Annotated in this window: 18 protein-coding genes and 1 pseudogene; 5 read left to right on the top strand and 14 right to left on the bottom strand. The window is 63.4% G+C overall.

The features are described from left to right. Position 1 precedes the first annotated feature (1 nt). From WJU18_RS05265 to hpaR, 7 genes are read right to left on the bottom strand one after another with little or no spacing between them, the layout of a single operon-like run. Positions 2–433, bottom strand: coding sequence for a 5-carboxymethyl-2-hydroxymuconate isomerase (locus tag WJU18_RS05265; protein WP_423459078.1), 432 nt, complete (start codon positions 431–433; stop codon positions 2–4). A gap of 50 nt (positions 434–483) precedes the next feature. Beyond that, positions 484–1,407 (bottom strand): 3,4-dihydroxyphenylacetate 2,3-dioxygenase, encoded by a 924-nt coding sequence (gene hpaD / locus WJU18_RS05260; RefSeq protein WP_423459077.1) that lies wholly within the window; start codon positions 1,405–1,407, stop codon positions 484–486. Positions 1,408–1,441: 34 nt separating this feature from the next. Continuing rightward, entirely contained in the window at positions 1,442–2,413 is a 972-nt protein-coding gene (locus WJU18_RS05255; protein ID WP_423459076.1) for a tripartite tricarboxylate transporter substrate binding protein, read from the bottom strand. Between the two features lie 2 nt (positions 2,414–2,415). After that, positions 2,416–3,885 carry a 5-carboxymethyl-2-hydroxymuconate semialdehyde dehydrogenase gene (hpaE, locus tag WJU18_RS05250; RefSeq protein WP_423459075.1) on the bottom strand — a complete coding sequence of 490 codons (1,470 nt, stop codon included), beginning with the start codon at positions 3,883–3,885 and terminating at the stop codon, positions 2,416–2,418. Positions 3,886–3,901: 16 nt separating this feature from the next. Further along, positions 3,902–4,687 (bottom strand): fumarylacetoacetate hydrolase family protein, encoded by a 786-nt coding sequence (locus tag WJU18_RS05245; protein ID WP_423459074.1) that lies wholly within the window; start codon positions 4,685–4,687, stop codon positions 3,902–3,904. Continuing rightward, entirely contained in the window at positions 4,684–5,346 is a 663-nt protein-coding gene (locus WJU18_RS05240; RefSeq protein WP_423459073.1) for a fumarylacetoacetate hydrolase family protein, read from the bottom strand. The genes WJU18_RS05245 and WJU18_RS05240 overlap by 4 nt, the downstream gene beginning before the upstream one ends. Then, positions 5,343–5,837, bottom strand: coding sequence for a homoprotocatechuate degradation operon regulator HpaR (hpaR, locus tag WJU18_RS05235; protein ID WP_423459072.1), 495 nt, complete (start codon positions 5,835–5,837; stop codon positions 5,343–5,345). Before hpaR ends, WJU18_RS05240 begins: the two co-directional genes overlap by 4 nt. Positions 5,838–6,385: 548 nt before the next feature. On the opposite strand from hpaR, the gene WJU18_RS05230 reads away from it, so the two are divergent. Beyond that, entirely contained in the window at positions 6,386–7,426 is a 1,041-nt protein-coding gene (locus WJU18_RS05230; RefSeq protein ID WP_423459071.1) for an NAD(P)H-dependent flavin oxidoreductase, read from the top strand. A 548-nt stretch (positions 7,427–7,974) separates the two neighbouring features. On the opposite strand, the gene ruvA is transcribed toward WJU18_RS05230, so the two are convergent. Next, a complete protein-coding gene (ruvA, locus tag WJU18_RS05225; RefSeq protein ID WP_423459070.1) occupies positions 7,975–8,550 on the bottom strand; it encodes a Holliday junction branch migration protein RuvA in 576 nt (191 codons plus the stop codon). Between the two features lie 105 nt (positions 8,551–8,655). Between ruvA and WJU18_RS05220 the strand changes: the two genes are divergently transcribed. After that, positions 8,656–9,606, top strand: a complete 951-nt coding sequence (locus tag WJU18_RS05220; RefSeq protein ID WP_423459069.1) for a PhoH family protein — start codon at positions 8,656–8,658, stop codon at positions 9,604–9,606. Between the two features lie 20 nt (positions 9,607–9,626). Next, on the top strand, positions 9,627–10,094 hold the full coding sequence (ybeY, locus tag WJU18_RS05215; protein WP_423459068.1) for an rRNA maturation RNase YbeY: 468 nt from the start codon (positions 9,627–9,629) through the stop codon (positions 10,092–10,094). A gap of 15 nt (positions 10,095–10,109) precedes the next feature. On the opposite strand, the pseudogene WJU18_RS05210 reads toward ybeY, so the two are convergent. From WJU18_RS05210 to dtd, 4 genes and pseudogenes are all read right to left on the bottom strand, one after another. Then, positions 10,110–11,169: pseudogene (locus WJU18_RS05210) on the bottom strand (amino acid ABC transporter permease). 35 nt (positions 11,170–11,204) lie between these two features. Next, on the bottom strand, positions 11,205–12,236 hold the full coding sequence (locus WJU18_RS05205; protein WP_423459067.1) for an ABC transporter permease subunit: 1,032 nt from the start codon (positions 12,234–12,236) through the stop codon (positions 11,205–11,207). Positions 12,237–12,248: 12 nt separating this feature from the next. Beyond that, positions 12,249–13,286: an amino acid ABC transporter substrate-binding protein gene (locus WJU18_RS05200; protein WP_423459066.1), complete on the bottom strand. Its 1,038-nt coding sequence runs from the start codon at positions 13,284–13,286 to the stop codon at positions 12,249–12,251. Between the two features lie 188 nt (positions 13,287–13,474). Continuing rightward, positions 13,475–13,939: a D-aminoacyl-tRNA deacylase gene (gene dtd / locus WJU18_RS05195; RefSeq protein WP_423459065.1), complete on the bottom strand. Its 465-nt coding sequence runs from the start codon at positions 13,937–13,939 to the stop codon at positions 13,475–13,477. Between the two features lie 59 nt (positions 13,940–13,998). On the opposite strand from dtd, the gene WJU18_RS05190 reads away from it, so the two are divergent. Then, on the top strand, positions 13,999–14,532 hold the full coding sequence (locus WJU18_RS05190; RefSeq protein ID WP_423459064.1) for a hypothetical protein: 534 nt from the start codon (positions 13,999–14,001) through the stop codon (positions 14,530–14,532). A 124-nt stretch (positions 14,533–14,656) separates the two neighbouring features. On the opposite strand, the gene WJU18_RS05185 is transcribed toward WJU18_RS05190, so the two are convergent. Both WJU18_RS05185 and tyrS read right to left on the bottom strand, forming a co-directional pair. Beyond that, positions 14,657–15,709 carry an FAS1-like dehydratase domain-containing protein gene (locus WJU18_RS05185; protein ID WP_423459063.1) on the bottom strand — a complete coding sequence of 351 codons (1,053 nt, stop codon included), beginning with the start codon at positions 15,707–15,709 and terminating at the stop codon, positions 14,657–14,659. 46 nt (positions 15,710–15,755) lie between these two features. Continuing rightward, complete coding sequence (gene tyrS, locus WJU18_RS05180) at positions 15,756–16,934, bottom strand: tyrosine--tRNA ligase (protein WP_423460940.1); 1,179 nt, start codon at positions 16,932–16,934, stop codon at positions 15,756–15,758. A gap of 214 nt (positions 16,935–17,148) precedes the next feature. Between tyrS and WJU18_RS05175 the strand changes: the two genes are divergently transcribed. Next, complete coding sequence (locus WJU18_RS05175; protein WP_423459062.1) at positions 17,149–18,495, top strand: M23 family metallopeptidase; 1,347 nt, start codon at positions 17,149–17,151, stop codon at positions 18,493–18,495. The last annotated feature ends 47 nt before the right edge of the window (positions 18,496–18,542 follow it).

Genomic DNA, 18,542 nt, shown 5'->3' with positions numbered 1-18,542 from the left:
TTCAGGGTTTCTTGAAGAGAGAATGGATGGTGCTGTGCTTGGCATCGAACACTTCCGCGCCTTCGTCCACGTTAACCGTGACACCAATGTGGCGCTCTTTCATCAGCGGATCGATGCGCTCCCGCACGGCAGCCAGCACAGCGTCGCCCGCGCGCTTTTGGGTCGCCGCACTGCGCCCGCGCGCCATGCGCAAGTTGAGGTACATGAAGGCATAGTCACCATCCCCTCCCGCGGCCTTGCCTGCAGCGCCGCCATCGGCCACCGCGTAATACGGCGCGGGGTAGGCCAGCACACGCGTGCCGCCGGTGGGAAACACCTGGGCACCCGCTTCGTCCTTCACGGACAGCATGGCGTCGGCCAGGCTGCGGCACAGCGTGTTCATGTCGGTGAGTTTGTCGAGATTGCCGGTATAGAGAACGACGAGGTGGGGCATGGGAAGCTTTCTAAAAATCAGGAATCACGACCGGGGATCATCGCCAGGGATTACAGCCTGGCGGAGGCACGATAACTGGTCGCGCGCGAAGCCTCGGGCTGCGGCACGGCTTGGCCGTCTTGCGGCGTGACCGGGAACACGGCATTGAGCTGTCCCGTGCCCGATGCGGCGAAGTAGGGCGTCAGGATTTCCACCTTGCCGTCGTAACTGGACCAACCGAGTGAGCCAAGCAGCATGGCGGTGTCATGCATGAAGCCCTCACCGTGTCCTTTGGTGGCGTATTCGGGCAGCATCGCGCAGAAGTCGTGCCATTCAGCGCTTTGCCACATGCGCAGGACTTCGCGGTCCAACTTCTCGAGCAGAGGGCTCCAGATCTTGAACGCAAACTCGGGCGCCAGCCCGTTCTGGGCGAAGCGGTGCGAGAGCGATCCGCTGGCCAGGAAGGCCACCTTGCCGTCGTAGTGCTTTTCCACGGCCTCGCGCATGGCCCAGCCAAGCCGTGCGCTGTCGTTGAGGTAGTGGCTGGTGCACAGCGCCGAGACCGAGACCACCTTGAAGTGTTCGTCCGCGTTCATATAGCGCATGGGTACCAGCGTGCCGTACTCGGGCGCCAGCGTGGTGGCGTCGTGAGCCAGCGTTTCCACGCCCTGCTCGCTGCATACCTTGGCCAGCAGACGCCCCAACTCCGGGTTGCCCGGGAACCCATAGGACATGTTGCTGATGAAATGCGGCAGCTCATTGCTCGTGTAGGTGCCCGACCAGTGCGGTGCGCAATTGAGGTGGTAGTTGGCGTTGACCAGCCAATGCGTGTCGAACACCACGAGGGTGTCCACGCCCAGTTCGCGGCACCGGCGGCTGATTTCCTTGTGGCCATCGATCGCATCCTGGCGCGAGCCCTGGCGCTCCCCCGGCAGCTCGCTCAGGTAAATGCTGGGTACGTGGGTTATCTTGGCTGCGAGAGCGAGTTGCCCCATGATCTTTCTCCTGCGTAATGGGCGTAACGGACGCTTAGTCGGCGGTAATGCCGGCTTTCTTGATTACCTCGGCGTAGCGAGCGATCTCACTGTCGATGTAGGCCGCGAACTGCGCGGGTGTACCGGTCTTGGCCGAGATGCCGCCTTTCTGGAAGGCCTCAGCCAGGGCTGGCGCTTTCATGGCCTCGGCCACTGCGGTGTTCATGCGCTGCACGATGTCGTCTGGCACCCCTGCGGGTGCCAACAAGCCGTTCCACGAGTTGGATTCGACTTTCAGCCCCTGCTCGGCCAGCGTGGGAATATCAGGCGCGTAAACTGACCGCGCGGCCGTGGCCATGCCCACGGCCACCAACTTGCCCGATTGCACGTGGCTGCGGAATTCCGGCCAGTTGCCGAACATCATCGACACCTGACCACCCAGCAGATCGGCCAGTGCCGGTGCCTGCCCTTTATAGGGAACGTGCACGATGTCCAGACCGAGCTGGGTCTTGAGCATTTCCCCCGCCAGATGCGCCGATGTGCCATTGCCGAAAGAAGCGTAGCTGAGCTTCTTGCCTGCCTTGGCTTGCGAGACGATATCGGCCACCGTCTTCAGCTCGCTGCTCGGATGCGTGGCCAGCACGTGCTCCGACAAACCCATCAGCGCCACGGGGCGAAGATCCTTGCGGGTGTCGTAGGGCAGCTTCTTGATCAGCGTGGCGTTCACGCAGAAGCTGTTGGCCACGGTCACGAAGCTGTAGCCGTCAGGCGCCGATTTGGCCACGTTGTCGACGCCAATCACCGTTCCCGCGCCCGGTTTGTTCTCCACCACGATCGTCTGGCCGAGCGACTTCGCCGCCTCGGCAGCTACCAGGCGCGTGACGTAGTCAGTGGTGCCGCCGGGGGTAAACGGCACGACGATGCGAATCGCCTTGGCAGGCCATGCGGCCTGGGCGCGCACGGCCAGCGGCAGCGCGGTGGTGGCGGCAGCAGCCGCGGTGGAAAGCAATAACTGACGGCGCTTCATGATCAGACCCCCCAGTGCGGAATGTGATGAGAACCCATGGACACCGCCACGTTCTTGGGCTCGAGGAACACTTCGTAGCTCCAGGTGCCTCCTTCACGCCCGGTGCCGGATGCCTTGGTACCGCCGAAGGGTTGGCGCAGATCACGCACGTTCTGGCTGTTGACGAAGCACATGCCCGCCTCGATGGCGGCCGCCACGCGATGGGCGCGCCCGATGTTCTCGCTCCACACGTAGCTGGAAAGGCCGTACTCGATGTCGTTGGCCTTTTCGATCGCATCGGCTTCGTCGGTAAACGGGATCAAGCAGGCCACCGGGCCGAAGATTTCCTCCTGGGCGATCTTCATGCGGTTGTCGACGTCGGCAAACACGGTCGGCCAGACGTAGTTGCCCTTGGCCACGCGGCCGGGCAATTCGGGGGCGTAGCCCGGACGGTCCAGCCCGCCGCACAGAAGCGTGGCGCCTTCCTTCGGCCCCAGCTCGATGTAGCTGCGTACCTTGGCCAAGTGGTTCTTGGAGACCATCGGGCCGATGATGGTTTTCTCGTCCTGGGGATCGCCCACGATGATCTTCTTGGCCCGTTCGGTGAACTTGGCTGCGAAGTCCGCATAGATGCTCTTCTGCACCAGGATGCGGCTGCCCGCCGTGCAGCGTTCGCCATTGTTGCTGAAGATCATGAACACGGCCGCATCGAGCGCACGGTCCAAGTCCGCATCTTCGAAGATGACGAACGGGCTCTTGCCCCCCAGCTCCATGCTGAACTTCTTCAGGCCGGCCGAGCGCACGATGCGGTTGCCGGTGGCTGTGGAACCCGTGAAGGAGATCGCCCGCACGTCGGGGTGTGCCACCAGGGGCTCACCGGCTTCCTTGCCATAGCCGTGCACCAGGTTCAGCACGCCCGCCGGAATGCCCGCCTCCAGCGCGAGCTCGCCCAGGCGCGCGGCCGTGAGAGGCGAGAGCTCGCTCATCTTGAGCACGGCGGTGTTGCCGAAAGCCAGGCAGGGCGCCACTTTCCAGGTGGACGTCATGAAGGGCACGTTCCACGGGCTGATGAGCGCGCACACCCCCACGGGGTGGAACAGCGTGTAGTTCAGGTGCGTGGGCGTGGGGTAGGTGTGGCCATCCACGCGCGTGCACATCTCGGCGAAGTAGTAGAAGTTGTCGGCCGCGCGCGGCACCAGTTGCTTGCCGGTCTGGGCGATCACCTGGCCGGTGTCGTCGGTCTCGGTTGCTGCGATTTCCGGCACGTGCTTGGCGATGAGATCGCCCAGGGCCCGGATTTTCCTGGCGCGCTCCGTCGCAGGCAAACCGGCCCACTTGGGGAAGGCCGCCTTGGCGGCGGCCACGGCCGCGTTAACCTCGGCTTCGCCGCCTGAGGCCACCTCCGCCAGCGTCTCCTGCGTGGCGGGGTTGACGGTTTCGAAGTAATCGGTGCCGGCAACCGGTTTGCCGTCAATGAGATGGTCGATTTTCATGGGTATCTCGCAGGTTTCACGGCGCGGTGCGGCGTGGATGCATGATGGTGTTCTCGAGGGCCCCGATGCCCTCGATTTCGCATACGACATGGCTGCCGGCAGGACAATCAACCACGCCGTCGGGCGTGCCGGTCAGGATGACGTCGCCGGGATAGAGCGTCATGAAGCTCGTGAAGTATTCGATCAGCGCGGGCACATCGAACACCATGTCGGCCGTGGTGCCTTGCTGGGTCACCTGGCCGTTCACCGTGGTCTTGAGCCGCAGCTTCATGGGATCAGGGATATCGGCGGCGTCGACCAGCCAGGGGCCGATGGGCGTGCAGGTGTCCCGGTTCTTCACGCGCAGATTGGGCCGGTACCAATTCTCAAGGTAGTCGCGGATGGCGTAATCATTGGCCACGGTGTAGCCGCGCACGAAATCGTAGGCATCGGCCTTTTTCACGCGCCGTGCCTCGCTGCCGATCACCACGGCCAGCTCGCATTCATAGTGCATGTTGGTCGCATCGAGAGGCCGCACGGTCGAAGCGCGATGGCCGATGAACGACGCAGCGCCCTTGGGGAACGCCAGCGGCTCCTCGGGCGGCTTGAAGGCCAACTCTCTCGCGTGGTCGGCGTAGTTGATGGCCAGTGCCAGCACGGAGCGCGGCCGGTTCGTGGGCGTGGGGGCGAGCGGAGGCAGCCACACGACTTCGTCGAAACCGAGGAGTTGGCCCTTGAAAGCAGGGGTTTGGAGTTCCAGCTGGCCATCGCGTTCGATCGCGTCGTGTACGGCGCCGGCCCAGGCAATGCGCGAATGTTTCATGTTTTCTCCGCGATCAAGGTGTGCGTGAGCGGCTCGAAGCCGGAGGCGCTGATCTGCACACGATCCCCTGCCTTGGCCCGCGGCCGTGTGCCGTCTTCCAGGCAATCCGTGCCCAGCATCAGGACATCACCCGGTTGCAAGGTCATGAATCCGTTGACCTCCGCGAGGAGCGTGGCGGCATCGCGCACCAGGGTGGACAGCTGCACACGCTGCGCCAGCGTCTCGTTGATGCGGACTTCAAGCGCCATGGCGGCGGGGTCTCCCGCTTCGGCGATAGGCCGCATGGCCGGGCCACAGACCAGGAATCCGTCGCGGTTGCGAAAGCGCATTGGCGGGCGGTAATAGCTGGCATGCGGCAGGCTCAGATCACCCAGCAGCACGTATCCCGCCACTCGGGGAAGCGCGTCTGTGCCCTGCCCGGAGGCATCGCCCATCACGAGCCCCAGCGCGGCGCCGACCTCCACCTCTTCCTGCACGGCGACAGCGGCGCCGTTCGGCGCAAAGGTGTTGGCCGTCTTGATATAGAGCACGGGCGCCTTGGGCGGCGCCTTGTAGGGCGCTTCGCTCATCTTGGGCGTCCACAACTCGAACTCGCGGCGGAAGTTGAGCAGCGTGCCGTACACGGTACCCTGCGGAAGCCATGGAATAACAGCGCTCATGCAGCGTCCTCGGTCATGGAAATCTCCTCTTCATGGTCAATCTGCTGCACGGCGATCAGCTCGTCCAGCAGGGTATAGAGCTGGGCCAGCTTGGGGCGGCCCACCTTCGCTTCCAGATCGTCGTATTGCGATTCAATGGCCACCGAAAGCGAAGCCGCCACGGCCAGCCCATCCTCGGTGATGCTGACCACGCTGCGGCGCGCGTCCGCCTCGCTGCGCTGGCGCTGCACCAGGCCATCGCGCTCCATACGGGTCAGCACGCCCGTCAGGCTCGGGCCGAGCAGATGCGCCTCGCGCGCCAGGCGGCCGGTTTCCAGGCCCGACACATGAACCGGCTCGGCCAGCACGCGCAGTACGCGCCACTGCTGGTCCGACAAGCCATGGCTGCGCAGCGCGGGGCGGCGGCTGACCATCATCGCCTCGCGCGCCTTGAGAAGCAGCAAGGGAAGGTTGCGGTGCTTGAGTTCAGGTTTCTGGGTTGGCCTGGGCATTTATTTAATATATTAAATATTTGGATGAAGTGCAAGTATTTCGGTGCCTTTTGCGATGGCCTCGGGTTTTCGCCTGGGGGTTTACTCCCTCCCCCTCTGGGGGAGGGCCGGGGTGGGGGCTTTCACGGCTGGTTGAACTGAACGGCCTTCTGCTTCCTGATGACCTTCTGCTGTTTGAGTTGAGGTCGGAGGCCGGGATTGCCCCCGGCAGTGCAGTCACCTTCTTTTGCGTCGCCAAAAGAAGGTAACCCAAGAAAAGGCGACCCCACTGGACGTGTCCCTACGCTACGCTCCGGGCAGCCTGCGATGCTCGGTCAAGGAGCGGTGCTGCAGAACTCGCTATGTTCACTACGTTCACGCCGCTCAAACAGCTGCAGCAAGCTAGAGCACGAAGCAAGGGCATCTTGCAGTGCCCTTGCCCGCCCTTGCCCTGCGCTTCTCAGCGCGGGCAGAGCGGACCCATGGCTCGGGCCATCGCTGCGCTCGGCCCGCGAATCAGCGGGTACGTGTGGCCAGACAAAAGAGTGACGTACTGCCAGAATACGCTCATGAACACCCTCTGCGCTCAACTCGGCATTGCCCTCCCTCTCATCCAGGCGCCCATGGCCGGTGCACAAGGCAGTACCTTGGCCCTGGCGGTAGGCGGAACAGGAGGGCTCGGCTCGATGCCCAGTGCCATGCTGGCGGTCGACCCGTTGCGTGCCGAGCTGCAAAAGCTGAATCAGAGCGGCCTTCCCTACAACGTCAATTTCTTCGCCCATACCCCGCCTCTACCCGACGCCGCGCGCGATGCCTCTTGGCGCCAGGCTCTGGCGCCTTATTACGCGGAATATGGGCTTGATGTGAACGCCATTCCCAATGGGCCGGGACGGCAGCCGTTCAGTGCCGAGATCGCTGATGTGCTGACCGAGTTCAAACCGAAGATCGTGAGCTTTCACTTCGGGTTGCCCTCGCCGGAGCTGCTGGCGCGCGTCAAGGCATGGGGAGCCTTCGTGTTGTCATCGGCGACCACCGTCCGTGAGGCACTTTGGCTTCAAGAACGCGGCGCTGATGCCGTGATTGCGCAAGGCCTGGAGGCGGGTGGGCATCGCGGTCATTTCCTGAGCATGGACCTGACCGAGCAAATGGGCACCTTCGCCCTGCTGCCACAAATCGTGGCTGCCGTGCGCATTCCGGTCATTGCCGCAGGCGGCATTGCCGATGCGGCAGGCGTGCGCGCTGCCATGGGCTTGGGAGCCTCCGCTGTACAGGTAGGCACTGCCTATCTGTGCTCCGACGAAACATCCACCTCAGCCATGCACCGTGCCGCCCTGCAAAGCGAAGCCGCACGCCATACCGCACTGACCAATCTCTTCAGCGGCCGGCCCGCGCGCGGCATCGTCAACCGGCTGATGCGCGAACTAGGGCCGATCAGCAGTGCCGCGCCTGAATTCCCGCAAGCAACCAACGCCATTGGTCCGCTGCGAGCGGCCGCGGAAAAAGTGGGTTGCACCGATTTCACGCCGCTTTGGAGCGGACAGAACGCGAGTGCATGTACCACCGGGCCGGCTGCGGAAATTACTCATAGATTGGCAGAAGGATTCAAGTAGAGCGCAGATAGCACGGCGAAAGCCCTCCCCCTGCGCCAGGACGCCCCGGCGGATAAGTGAGAAAGACGGCGAAGCCTGTTAAGTCGCAGGCCGAGCGCAGCGATGGCCCGAGCCATGGGTCCCCTCTGCCCGCGCTGAGAAGCGCAGGGCAAGGGGCGGGCAAGGGCACTGCAAGATGCCCTTGCTTCGTGCTCTAGCTTGCTGCAGCTGTTTGAGCGGCGTGAACGAAGTGAACATAGCGAGTTCTGCAGCACCGCCCCTTGACCGAGCATCGCAGGCTGCCCGGAGCGCAGCGCAGGGACGCGGGCAGTGGGTCGCCTTTTCTTGGGTTACCTTCTTTTGGCGACGCAAAAGAAGGTGACTGCACTGCCGGGGGCAATCCCGGCCTCCGACTTCAATTCAAACAGCTGAAGGTCATCAGGAAGCAGAAGGCCGTCCAGTTCAACCAGCCGTGAAAGCCCTCACAGGATGGCCTGCCCCGCCCAACCCTCTCCCAGAGGGAGAGGGAGAGGGAGAGGCAGCAAAACCCTCGAAAAGAAAAACAGCAACTACTTCGCCAACGCCCGTAGCGCCAACCGAATCCCATCACTCACCCCCACCCCCGCCGGCAACGCCTTCATACTCGCCGCCGCCTCCCGATCGTTGTACCCCAGCGCCAACAGCGCCTGCAAGATATCGGACTCCGCATCGCTCTGCACAGAAGCCGCCGCCGTCCCCAGATCCGGCCCCAGCTTGCCTTTGAGCTCCAGCAGCAGCCGCTCGGCCGTCTTCTTGCCGATCCCAGGCACCTTGACCAGGCGCCCCGCCTCCTGAACAGTCACCGCCTGAGACAACTCAGCCACGCTCATACCGGAAAGCACCGCCAGCGCGGTGCGCGGCCCCACGCCACTGATGCGGATCAACTGGCGAAAAGCCTCACGCTCGGGTGCGGTAGCGAAGCCATAGAGAATCTGCGCGTCCTCTCGCACCACGAAATGCGTGAGCAGCGTGACCTGCTCCCCGACGGCCGGCAGGTGGTAGAACGTGCTCATGGGCACGTCCACCTCATAGCCCACGCCGTGGCAGTCAATCAGCAATTGAGGTGGATTTTTTTCGGCCAGCAAGCCGCAAAGACGTCCGATCACAGGAGCTTTCAGTAAAAAGGGATGGCGCGCAGAGCGCCGGTGAGCCAATCATAAGACGCTCACCAAAAGTAGCACCCCTTCCACACTTCGTGGACAATCTCACTGGTGATCCTCCGACATACCTTTACCCCTCACAACAATACCCGCCTGTCGAACCTGTGCGGCCCCATGGATGAACACCTGCGCACGATCGAGATGGCGCTGCAGGTTGCCGTGGCGCATCGCCACGAGCAGTTCAAGATCGATGGCCACAAGAAAAACGCCGAACGCGGGCTCGAGGTATTGCAGGCGCTCTACGAGCTCGCCGACCGCCCGATCCGCCCCGAAACCGTGCAACTGATGCTGGCGGGCGAAGGCTCGCCCCTGTCCGAAGACGAAGATGGCACCCAGCGCTTGCACACGCGCCGCGCCGATCTGAAAGCACGCACGCCCAACCAGAGCGTCTACCTCGACAACATCGCCACGCACGACATCACCTTCGGCATCGGCCCCGCCGGCACCGGCAAAACCTATCTGGCGGTGGCTTGCGCCGTCGACGCGCTGGAGCGCAGCGCCGTGCAGCGCATCGTGCTCACACGGCCGGCCGTGGAAGCCGGCGAGCGCCTGGGCTTTCTGCCAGGCGATCTGACGCAGAAGGTCGATCCCTATCTGCGTCCGCTGTATGACGCCCTGTACGACTTGATGGGCTTCGATCGCGTGATGAAAGCCTTCGAACGCAACCAGCTCGAAATCGCCCCGCTGGCCTTCATGCGCGGGCGCACGCTGAACAACGCCTTCGTCATCCTCGACGAAGCGCAGAACACCACGCCCGAACAAATGAAAATGTTCCTCACCCGCATCGGCTTCGGCGCGCGCTGCGTGGTCACGGGCGACATCAGCCAGATCGACCTGCCCAAGGGCGCCACCAGCGGACTGGTGGATGCGGAGCGCGTGCTCAAGCGCGTCAAGGGTCTGGCCTTCACGCGCTTCACCTCAGCCGATGTGGTGCGCCATCCGTTGGTGGCCCGCATCGTCGACGCTTACGACGCCCAATCGAGCCGCGCACGCCCCGCTTGAGCCCCAGAGAAACCACTGCCATGTCCCTGCCGCCCCTGACGCTTTCACTCCAATGGGCACGCTTCGACGGCGCTGCGGCGCACCGTGCCGCCCTGCCACGCCACAAGGCCGTGCGCTGGATCCGCCATGCGCTGCAGGCCCCCGCCGAAATCACCGTACGCATCGTGGACGCGGAAGAAGGCCGTGCGCTCAATCAGTCCTATCGCGGCAAGGACTACGCCACCAACGTGCTCACATTCGACTACGCCCGGCCGCCCGAAGCGCCCGTGGTCAGCGCCGATCTGGTGCTCTGCGCCCCAGTGCTCGAGCGCGAAGCAGCCGAGTTGGGAAAACCCCTGGCCGAGCACTATGCCCACCTGCTGGTGCATGGCACGCTGCATGCGCAAGGCTGGGATCATGAAACCAGCGAAGCTGATGCCGAAGCCATGGAGGCGCTTGAGACGCAGATCATGGCGGCGCTTGGACTGCCTGATCCCTACGCCGCTTAGCACGCGCGCGCGTTCTCAGCCTCGCGCAGAGGTATGTTCGCGGCGCAAGAATCCTTCCAGCCACAAGCCGTAGCGTGCCAGGCCAAAGCAAAGCAGCCAGTAAATGGCGGCCACGAACAGATAGGCTTCCAGATAGAACGGGCGCCAGTTGGGATCGCCCCCCAGCGCCAGGCTGAGCGCCCCCGTCAGCTCGAAGAGGCCGACGACGGTCACCAGTGATGTGTCCTTCAGCGCGCCCAGCACAATGTTGGTCAGCGCAGGCACCACCATGCGCAGCGCCTGGGGCAGCACGATCGCACGCTGCACACCCCAGCGCGTAAAACCCAGCGCGCGCGCCGCATCGAGCTGCCCCTGGGGCACAGCCTGCAACCCACCGCGAATCACTTCGGCCAGATAAGCAGCGATGAACAGGCCCTGCCCGACGACGACACGCAGCAGCACGTCGGGCTGGGCGCCGATAGGCCACAACAGCGGCAGCAGGAACGTGGCCATGAACAGCACGGAAATCAGCGGCACGCCACGCACGAGTTCAATATAGCTGGCGCACAAGGTGCGCACCACGGGCCAATCCGACCGCCGCCCCAGCGCCAGGCCCAGGCCGATGGGAAACGCCATGGCCACACCCAGAACCGCCAGCAGGATGGTCAGCGGCAGTCCACCCCACTGCCCCGTCGGCACCTTGGACAAACCGAGTGCGCCGCCCCCCATCAGCACGAAAGCCGCGGCCAGCACGGCCGCCCACAGTGGCGCCAGCCACCAGCGCCAGACGCGCGGCCAGGCGCTCACCAGCGTCATGGCCGCCAGCAGCCCCCGCGCAAGCGGCACGCCATTGCTCGGCGTAAGGGTAGCGGCCGAACAGCACGGGCCGCCACTTCTCGGCCACCACGCCCCAGCAGGCCCCCTCGCGGTGGGCACGGCAGGCATCGGCGCTGGCCGTGAACGTGGCGTTCATCAGGCCCCAGGGCAGTAGATGCCACAGCGACCAGGCCAGAAGCGCGCAGACAGCCAAAGTGAACGCCCAGCGCGCAGGCGAGCCGAACAGATCCTGCGCCCAGGTACGGCCTCCGCCACTCATGCGCGGCGGGGGTGCGGCCGACGTCTGCGTGGCCGTCATGCCCAGCCCCGCAGCGCCACGCGCTTGTTGTAGAGATTCATGCCGCCCGCGATAAGCAGCGACAACAGGAGATACACCGCCATGACAATGGCAATGCACTCGAATGCACGGCCCGTCGTGCCGATGGTCATGTTGGCCACGGAGACCAGTTCAGGATATCCCACGGCCACGGCCAGAGATGAATTCTTGGTGAGGCTGAGCAATTGGTTGGTCAGTGCCGGCACGATGACGCGCTGCGCCTGCGGCAGCACCACGTAGCGCATCTCCTGCCCCGGCTTCAGCCCCAGCGCTCGCGCGGCCAGCCATTGGCCCTGGGGCACGGCCTGGATGCCCGCGCGTACGATCTCGGCCACGAACCCCGCGGAATACAGAGCCAGAGCCGCCACGATCGCCACATATTCCGGGCTCAGCGCAGCGCCGCCTGTCGGGCCGAAGTTACCCCGCTCAGGCCACTCCAGCACCCAGCCCGCCTCGCCATGAACCGGCCAGGGCATGGCGAGGCCCGCCTTGCTAAGCCAGACGCCGGGCAGCAGTTGCAGCGGCTCGATCGGATCGGGCAGCAGCGAACCCACGGCAAAGCTCACCATCAGCAACTGCAGCAGCAGCGGAATGTTGCGCACCAGATTGATGTAGCCCGCGCACAGCCCGCTCACCAGGCGATGCGGCACCAGCCGCCCCACCCCCAGCAGCAGACCCAGCACCACAGCCAGTATGCTGGCCGGCACGGCCGCGCGCAGGGTGTTGCCCACACCGGTGAGAAAGGCGCGCCAGAACGGCTCTCCGGGTGAATAGCTGGGCCAGCCCTCGCTGATGGGAATGCCGGCCGCGTCGAGCAGAAAATCGAAGCCCGAGCGCACGCCGCGTGCACGCAGCACGTCCAGCGCATGCTGGACCACCCACCAGACAAGTCCGCACAGCGCGGCGACAAACACCAGCTGCAGCAGAATCTTCCGCACCAGGGCCCAGCGCGCGCGCGCAGGCTGGTCTTGCGGGCCGGGCGTTCCCGCCTGGGAGGGCGTGGTGGGCAAGGAGACCCTTACTTACTTGACGGGCAGCGCGTACAGCAGGCCGCCCTGGTTCCACTGGCGGTTATTGCCACGCGGCAGCTTCAGCACCGAATTCGGCCCCACGTTGCGCTCGAAGATCTCTCCGTAGTTCCCCACGGTCTTGATGGCTTTGTACGACCAGTCCTTGGACAACCCCAGCAACTTGCCCAGGTCATCTCCCGTCCCGAGCAGGCGCTGCTGCGCAGGATCCTTGCTGCCGGCGCGAAGCTGATCGATGTTGGCTTGCGTGATGCCCACCTCCTCCGCTTCAATGAGCGCATTGGGCACCCACTTGACGATGGCGAACCACTCATCATCGCCACGTCGTACGAAGGGCGCGAGCGGCTCCTTGGAGATCAGCTCGGGCAGGATCACGTAGTCGTCGGGGTTAGGCGCCTCCTTGTTGCGCAGGCCGGCCAGCGCCGATACGTCCGTGGTGAACGCTTGGCAGCGGCCCGAGAAGAAGGCCTTGAACGAAGCTTCGAAGCTCTCGAACACCACCGTCTTGACTTGAATGTTCTGGCCCCGGAAATAGTCGGTCACGTTTTTCTCGTTCGTGGTGCCCGATTGAGTGCAGATGGTCGCACCCTTCAACTGCTTGGCACTGGTCACCTTGAGTTTCTTGGGCACCAGGAAACCCTGGCCGTCGTAGTAGTTGATGGTGGTGGCGTGCAGGCCCAGCGAGGCGTCGCGCGTCAGGTTGGCCGTGGTGTTGCGCGCCAGCACATCCACTTCACCGGCTTGCAGTGCCGAAAAGCGCTGCTGCGAATTCAGCGGCACAAACTCCACCTTGTTGCCGTCGCCCAGCACGGCCGCGGCGATCGCACGACAGGTGTCCACGTCGAGGCCGCTCCATTGGCCCTTGCCGTCAGGCGCCGAAAAGCCCGCCACGCCGTTGGTCACGCCGCACCTCACGCTGTCGCGCTTTTTCACGGCGTCGAGCGTGGTGCCCGCGTGCGCCGAGGCGGCCATCAGGGCCAGAGAAGCCACCGCCAGCGTGGCGCGCAAAGTGGATGAATACGGCAAGGGCATGATGAAACTCCTGATTTTGAGAGGCAGAAAACGACTGGCTGAAACAACTGACTCAAGCGGTTGGCCGAATGAATGAAACTTGCGGATACTACCTGGGCACAAAGCCTGTTTTCGTCATATGCATATCCATATGCCTATCCTATGGCATGCCGGGAAATCACGCGCCATGGGCTGTTCTGTCTGTTCTGTCAATTGGCCCGGGCATCGCCCCCTGCCGCCACGCGCAACGGCAGCGTTACCGGGCCATCGTTGATCAGTGCCACCTGCATGTCGGCACCGAATTCACCGCAAGCCACTTCCGGATGCTGCGCACGCGCCTGGGCTACGAAATACTCATAGAGTTGCCGCCCCTGCTCAGGCGGCGCTGCCGCGGTGAAGCTGGGCCGGTTGCCCCCACTGGTATCCGCCGCCAGCGTGAACTGGCTGACAACCAACAAGCCTCCGGCGATATCCTGCACGCTGAGATTCATTTTTCCAGCGGCATCGGAGAAAATGCGCAGCTTGAGCAGCTTGGCCAGCAAACGATCAGCCTGCGGCTGCTCGTCGCCACGCTCGGCGCACAGCAACACCAGCAGGCCGGCCCCGATCCGGCCGATCTCCCGGCCCTCTACTGTCACATGTGCTTGCGAAACTCGCTGGATCAGGGCCTGCATTTCGAATATCGTTGATACGTTTTCAATTGTTAATCGAAGAGGAGTATGGCATGAGGTTCTTGAGCACAATCACGCGCATGGCGGCCGCATTTGCCGTGGCGCATACCATGCTGCTGATGCCGATGGCCGTCCAGGCACAGAGCAATTCCAAGGAGGCCGTGGAAGCCGCGCGCAAATACCGAGCCGAGAAAGGCCAAACCACGGCGCCGCGCGCCGCTCCCGCACGTGCCACCAACGCCGCCCCGGCACCCTCGCAGCCGCGGGCTTACCGCTCCAGCGCCAACCCGAATGCCGACCCCAACGCCAGCTTGAAGAGTTGCATGGATCACGCCGGCATGAACCCCCTCTCCCGCGACCGCTGCATGCGCAAGCACTGCGAGGGCCGCTGGGGCCAGGGTGACTGCCCGGCGAGTGGCGGCGACTTCATGGCGAACAAGGGTGCCTCCAATACGCCCCTGGGCCAGTGCCTGAAGGAGGCGGGCGGCAACCCATTCAAGCGTGATGCCTGCGGCTGGAAGCACTGCAACGGCAAATGGGACACGGTCGCCGAATGCACCGCCATCAAGCCGCGCAGCCAGCCCATGGCCAATTGAAACTTCCTGGACTCGGCGAAGGAAATATGTGGCGCCAACCCGGCAACCTGGTTGGCGGCCTGCTATGGAGGAGACTCCGGGTTAAGCCACATGCAACCGCCCCATCTCTGATAAAGCGAACGGCTCAAAGGGCCGCCGGCGCGGCGACGTTGAAATTGCGATAAATACCCAGTTGCTTCTCGCGCATCAGCAACCGGCCGGTCGTCGTCCTATAGGTATTGAGGCTCGTCATGAACAGCATGTCTCCGCCGCGAGCCCCCGGTTTGACACGGGCCGACAGCAGCCGGCTCACGGCGCACGCGGTTTCGCCCAAGCGCAGCAACGAATGAATCTCGGTTTCGTTCCCGCCGTTGACCATGCCGTTGGCCGGGAAGCCAAAGCGGCGTGCGAAATTGCGGCCCACTTCGCTGACAGCTTCACGTCCGATCGCACTCCGCTCTTGCGAGAGGGGCAGCGTGCCGGGCTCGGCCTCTATGGCATGTATTGGAAAGAGATCCGGGGCCACAAGGGTCTCCAGCCCTGCCGCTGCGGCGGCATTCGAATCGAAGTGCCATGCGCGCAGGCCCTGAACGGCATCGGCGAACAGCCGAAGCCGGCTGGCATCCAGTGCGCAATAAGACCTGAGTTGCTCGTCGTCGCGCCCGAGCAGGTCACGAACCTCTCGAGGCACAGCGTCATCGTCATCGGCACCGACCACTTCGTCGAGGCGCCATTGCGGGGGCAAGCTGCCCCAGTCGACTGACTGCCAGGATGGCGTGTCAAGCATCAGAATGGCGGTGCTTGTCGTCGTCGTTTTCGCTTGGGCGGGGTTACCGATCTCAAGCTCCACATGCGCAAATCGATGATCGCCCAGACTCTCGGTTCGGAGCACGCGGCCGCGCAACTCGAGGCGCTCACCGACGAAATCAGGACCAGTGAACTTGTAGTTCAGCCGCACGATCCGTGCCGATGCGTCAAATGAATCGACAAGATAGCGCGCCAGCAGATGCTGCTTCAGCGCGCCATTGATGACGCGTTCCGGCAACCCAGCGAATTCCCGGGCGTATTCCAGATCGTAGTGGATCTTGTCCCAGTTCTGTTGCGCGGCGCACCAGCGCACCAGGTGAGCACTGGTATAGGGCTCGGTGAGAGCGGGCCGGAGCTCACCGGCAGGCAAGGACGTGAGGGTCGTGTTCATTCGGCTAACTTGATCCCGGACAAGGATGCAAGCCCCGTGCGTCTGGCTACCCCAGCGTGACTTGGGCAAATTTCCGCTTACCCACCTGCACCACGTAAGTGCCCGCTTCCAGTTTCAGCCCTTTGTCGCTGATCACGGTGGAATCCACCCGCACGCCGCCGCCATCGATCAAGCGGCCCGCCTCACTGGTGGAAGGCGCCAGACCGGCCGCCTTGAGCACCGCGCCGATCCCCATCGGTGCTCCGGTGAGCGACACCTCGGGAATGTCATCGGGCACACCGCCCTTGCTGCGGTTGATGAAATCCTGTTCCGCGGCATCCGCCGCCGCCGCCGAATGAAAGCGCGCGGTGATTTCCTTGGCCAGCATCACCTTGGCGTCTTTCGGGTTGCGGCCTTGGGCCACCTCGGCCCGCAGCGCCTCAATCTCTGCCATCGATTTGAACGACAGCAGCGTATACCAGCGCCACATCAGTTCATCGGAAATCGACAGCACCTTGGCGAACATGGTGTTGGCGTCTTCGGTGATGCCAATATAGTTGTTCTTGGATTTCGACATCTTTTCGACGCCGTCCAGACCCTCGAGCAGAGGCATGGTGAGGATGCACTGCGGCTCCTGCCCATACTCGACCTGCAGGTGCCGTCCCATCAGCAGGTTGAATTTCTGGTCGGTGCCGCCCAGCTCGATATCGCTTTGCAGCGCCACCGAGTCATAGCCCTGCATCAAGGGGTAAAGGAATTCATGCACGCTGATCGGCGTGCCGGCCTTGAAGCGGTCGTGAAAATCGTTGCGCTCCATCATCCGGGCCACCGTGTACTTGGCCGCCAGCTGAATCATGCCGCGCGCGCCCAGCGCATCGCTCCATTCACTGTTGTAGCGCAGCTCGGTCCGCGATGGATCGAGCACCTTGAAAGCCTGGGTCTTGTAGGTTTCGGCGTTCTGCCTGATCTGTTCGGCGGAAAGCGGAGGGCGGGTGGAATTTCGCCCGGATGGATCTCCAATCAGGGTGGTGAAATCGCCTATCAGGAAAATCACCGTATGTCCAAGGTCCTGCAGCTGGCGCATCTTGTTCAGCACCACGGTATGCCCGATATGAATGTCAGGTGCCGTCGGATCCAAGCCCAGTTTGATGCGAAGCGGCTTGCCCGTGGCTTCTGCCCGGGCCAGCTTTTTCAGCCAGTCCTCCTGTGGCAGCAGTTCCTCGCAGCCGCGTAGACTGACCGCCATGGCGTCGCGCACAGCATCCGTCACCGGGTGGTTGTTAGGGGGATTGAACTCATAAAAATTTTTGGCCTTGTAGGCAATAACCTACATCGGTATACTTCGCCAGCTTAAGACCCGTGATTTTACGGGTCTCACCGCTCGCAAGAGTGACTGAAAGCGGTAATTTTCCCCATTACCGTGCCCAAAACACCTCAGATTTCAGAGCACTTTTCCAATAGTGAAGCAAGAGCTGATCTCCACGGGCCTCGTGCTCGCCGACTTCATTCACCGCCACCCGAAGCGTATTTCTGCCGTCATTGCAGCCTTGCTGCTCGGCGGTGGCGGTGGTGCGTTCGCCGTCGCCTCTCTCGCGCCCACGGCACCCACGGATCCGGTTCGCTTGGTAGCTGAACCGGTCCAACCGCTGTCTCTCTCCGAGCAGAGCGATGCGCTTGATCTGTACGCCTTCAAGCTGTACCGCTCCGAAGTCACCCGTTCACCCGAGACGCCGGAAAGCCTGCTCAAACGTCTGGGCTTGGCCGATCCTGCAGCTGCGGCCTTCCTTCGCCGCAATGAAACTACCCGGAAAGCGCTCTTCGAGCGCGCCGGCCGCACCGTGACGGCCGAGGTCACCGATCAGCAAGGGCTGCTCTCGCTGCGCACGCAGTGGATCGAAAAAGACTCCGACGATCACTTCAAGCGCTTGGTCGTCGAAAAAGCCGGCAACAGCTTCACCGCGCATGTCGAAACCGCGCCTCTGGTGGCCACGCAGCGGTTGGCCAGCGGCGTCATCCAGAGCACTTTGTTTTCGGCCACGGACGACGCCCGTATGCCCGACAGCATCACCAAGCAGCTCACGGAAATGTTTGACAGCGATGTCGACTTTCACCGAGGCTTGCACAAGGGCGACCGTTTCTCCGTCGTCTATGAGACCCTGGAAGCTGACGGCGAGCCCATGCGCGCCGGCCGTATCCTGAGCGCTGAATTCATCAATCGGGGCAAGACGCTCCAGGCCATGTGGTTCCAGGAACCAGGTTCGAAGGGTGGCTATTACGCCTTCGACGGCCAGAGCCTGCGCAAGGCTTATCTGGTGGCACCACTCCAGGTTTCGCGCATGACCAGCGGATTCGGCACCCGCACCCACCCGGTGCTGGGCTATCAGCGCGAACACAAGGGCGTCGACTACGGAGCACCGACCGGCACGCCTGTACGGGTCGTGGGCGATGGCGTGGTTGAATTCGCTGGCGTGCAAAGTGGTTACGGCAATGTGATCTACGTGAAGCACCGCAACAAGAAGGACACCACTGTCTATGCGCATCTGTCACGCATCGGCGTCAAGGTGGGCGACAACGTGATCCAGGGCGAAACCATAGGCGCTGTCGGCATGACCGGCATGGCCACCGGACCTCACCTGCACTTCGAGTACCGCGTCAACAACGAGCCACAGGATCCGAGCGTGCTGGCCGAACAGAGCGAAAATGTTCCTGTCTCGCCCGGCAGCAAGGCTGCTTTCGCCAAGCTGGCGGCAGGCATGAAGCTCCAATTGGCCGCGGCAGGACAGATTTCGAGCGCCAGCGCCGAATAAGTACTTCCTCCCGACCACAAAAAACCCGCTCGAGCAGCGGGTTTTTT

Source organism: Ottowia sp. VDI28 (assembly GCF_049532675.1).
GTDB lineage: Bacteria > Pseudomonadota > Gammaproteobacteria > Burkholderiales > Burkholderiaceae_C > Ottowia.
The sequence above is the reverse complement of the archived record's forward strand: the minus strand, read 5'-3'. Positions and strand labels throughout refer to the sequence as shown.

Coding starts and splice junctions, on each gene's coding strand:
- WJU18_RS05265 (WP_423459078.1), bottom strand. CDS start 433: ATGCCCCACCTCGTCGTTCTCTATACCGGCAATCTCGACAAACTCACC.
- hpaD (WP_423459077.1), bottom strand. CDS start 1,407: ATGGGGCAACTCGCTCTCGCAGCCAAGATAACCCACGTACCCAGCATT.
- WJU18_RS05255 (WP_423459076.1), bottom strand. CDS start 2,413: ATGAAGCGCCGTCAGTTATTGCTTTCCACCGCGGCTGCTGCCGCCACC.
- hpaE (WP_423459075.1), bottom strand. CDS start 3,885: ATGAAAATCGACCATCTCATTGACGGCAAACCGGTTGCCGGCACCGAT.
- WJU18_RS05245 (WP_423459074.1), bottom strand. CDS start 4,687: ATGAAACATTCGCGCATTGCCTGGGCCGGCGCCGTACACGACGCGATC.
- WJU18_RS05240 (WP_423459073.1), bottom strand. CDS start 5,346: ATGAGCGCTGTTATTCCATGGCTTCCGCAGGGTACCGTGTACGGCACG.
- hpaR (WP_423459072.1), bottom strand. CDS start 5,837: ATGCCCAGGCCAACCCAGAAACCTGAACTCAAGCACCGCAACCTTCCC.
- WJU18_RS05230 (WP_423459071.1), top strand. CDS start 6,386: ATGAACACCCTCTGCGCTCAACTCGGCATTGCCCTCCCTCTCATCCAG.
- ybeY (WP_423459068.1), top strand. CDS start 9,627: ATGTCCCTGCCGCCCCTGACGCTTTCACTCCAATGGGCACGCTTCGAC.
- WJU18_RS05200 (WP_423459066.1), bottom strand. CDS start 13,286: ATGCCCTTGCCGTATTCATCCACTTTGCGCGCCACGCTGGCGGTGGCT.
- dtd (WP_423459065.1), bottom strand. CDS start 13,939: ATGCAGGCCCTGATCCAGCGAGTTTCGCAAGCACATGTGACAGTAGAG.
- WJU18_RS05185 (WP_423459063.1), bottom strand. CDS start 15,709: ATGAACACGACCCTCACGTCCTTGCCTGCCGGTGAGCTCCGGCCCGCT.
- tyrS (WP_423460940.1), bottom strand. CDS start 16,934: ATGGCGGTCAGTCTACGCGGCTGCGAGGAACTGCTGCCACAGGAGGAC.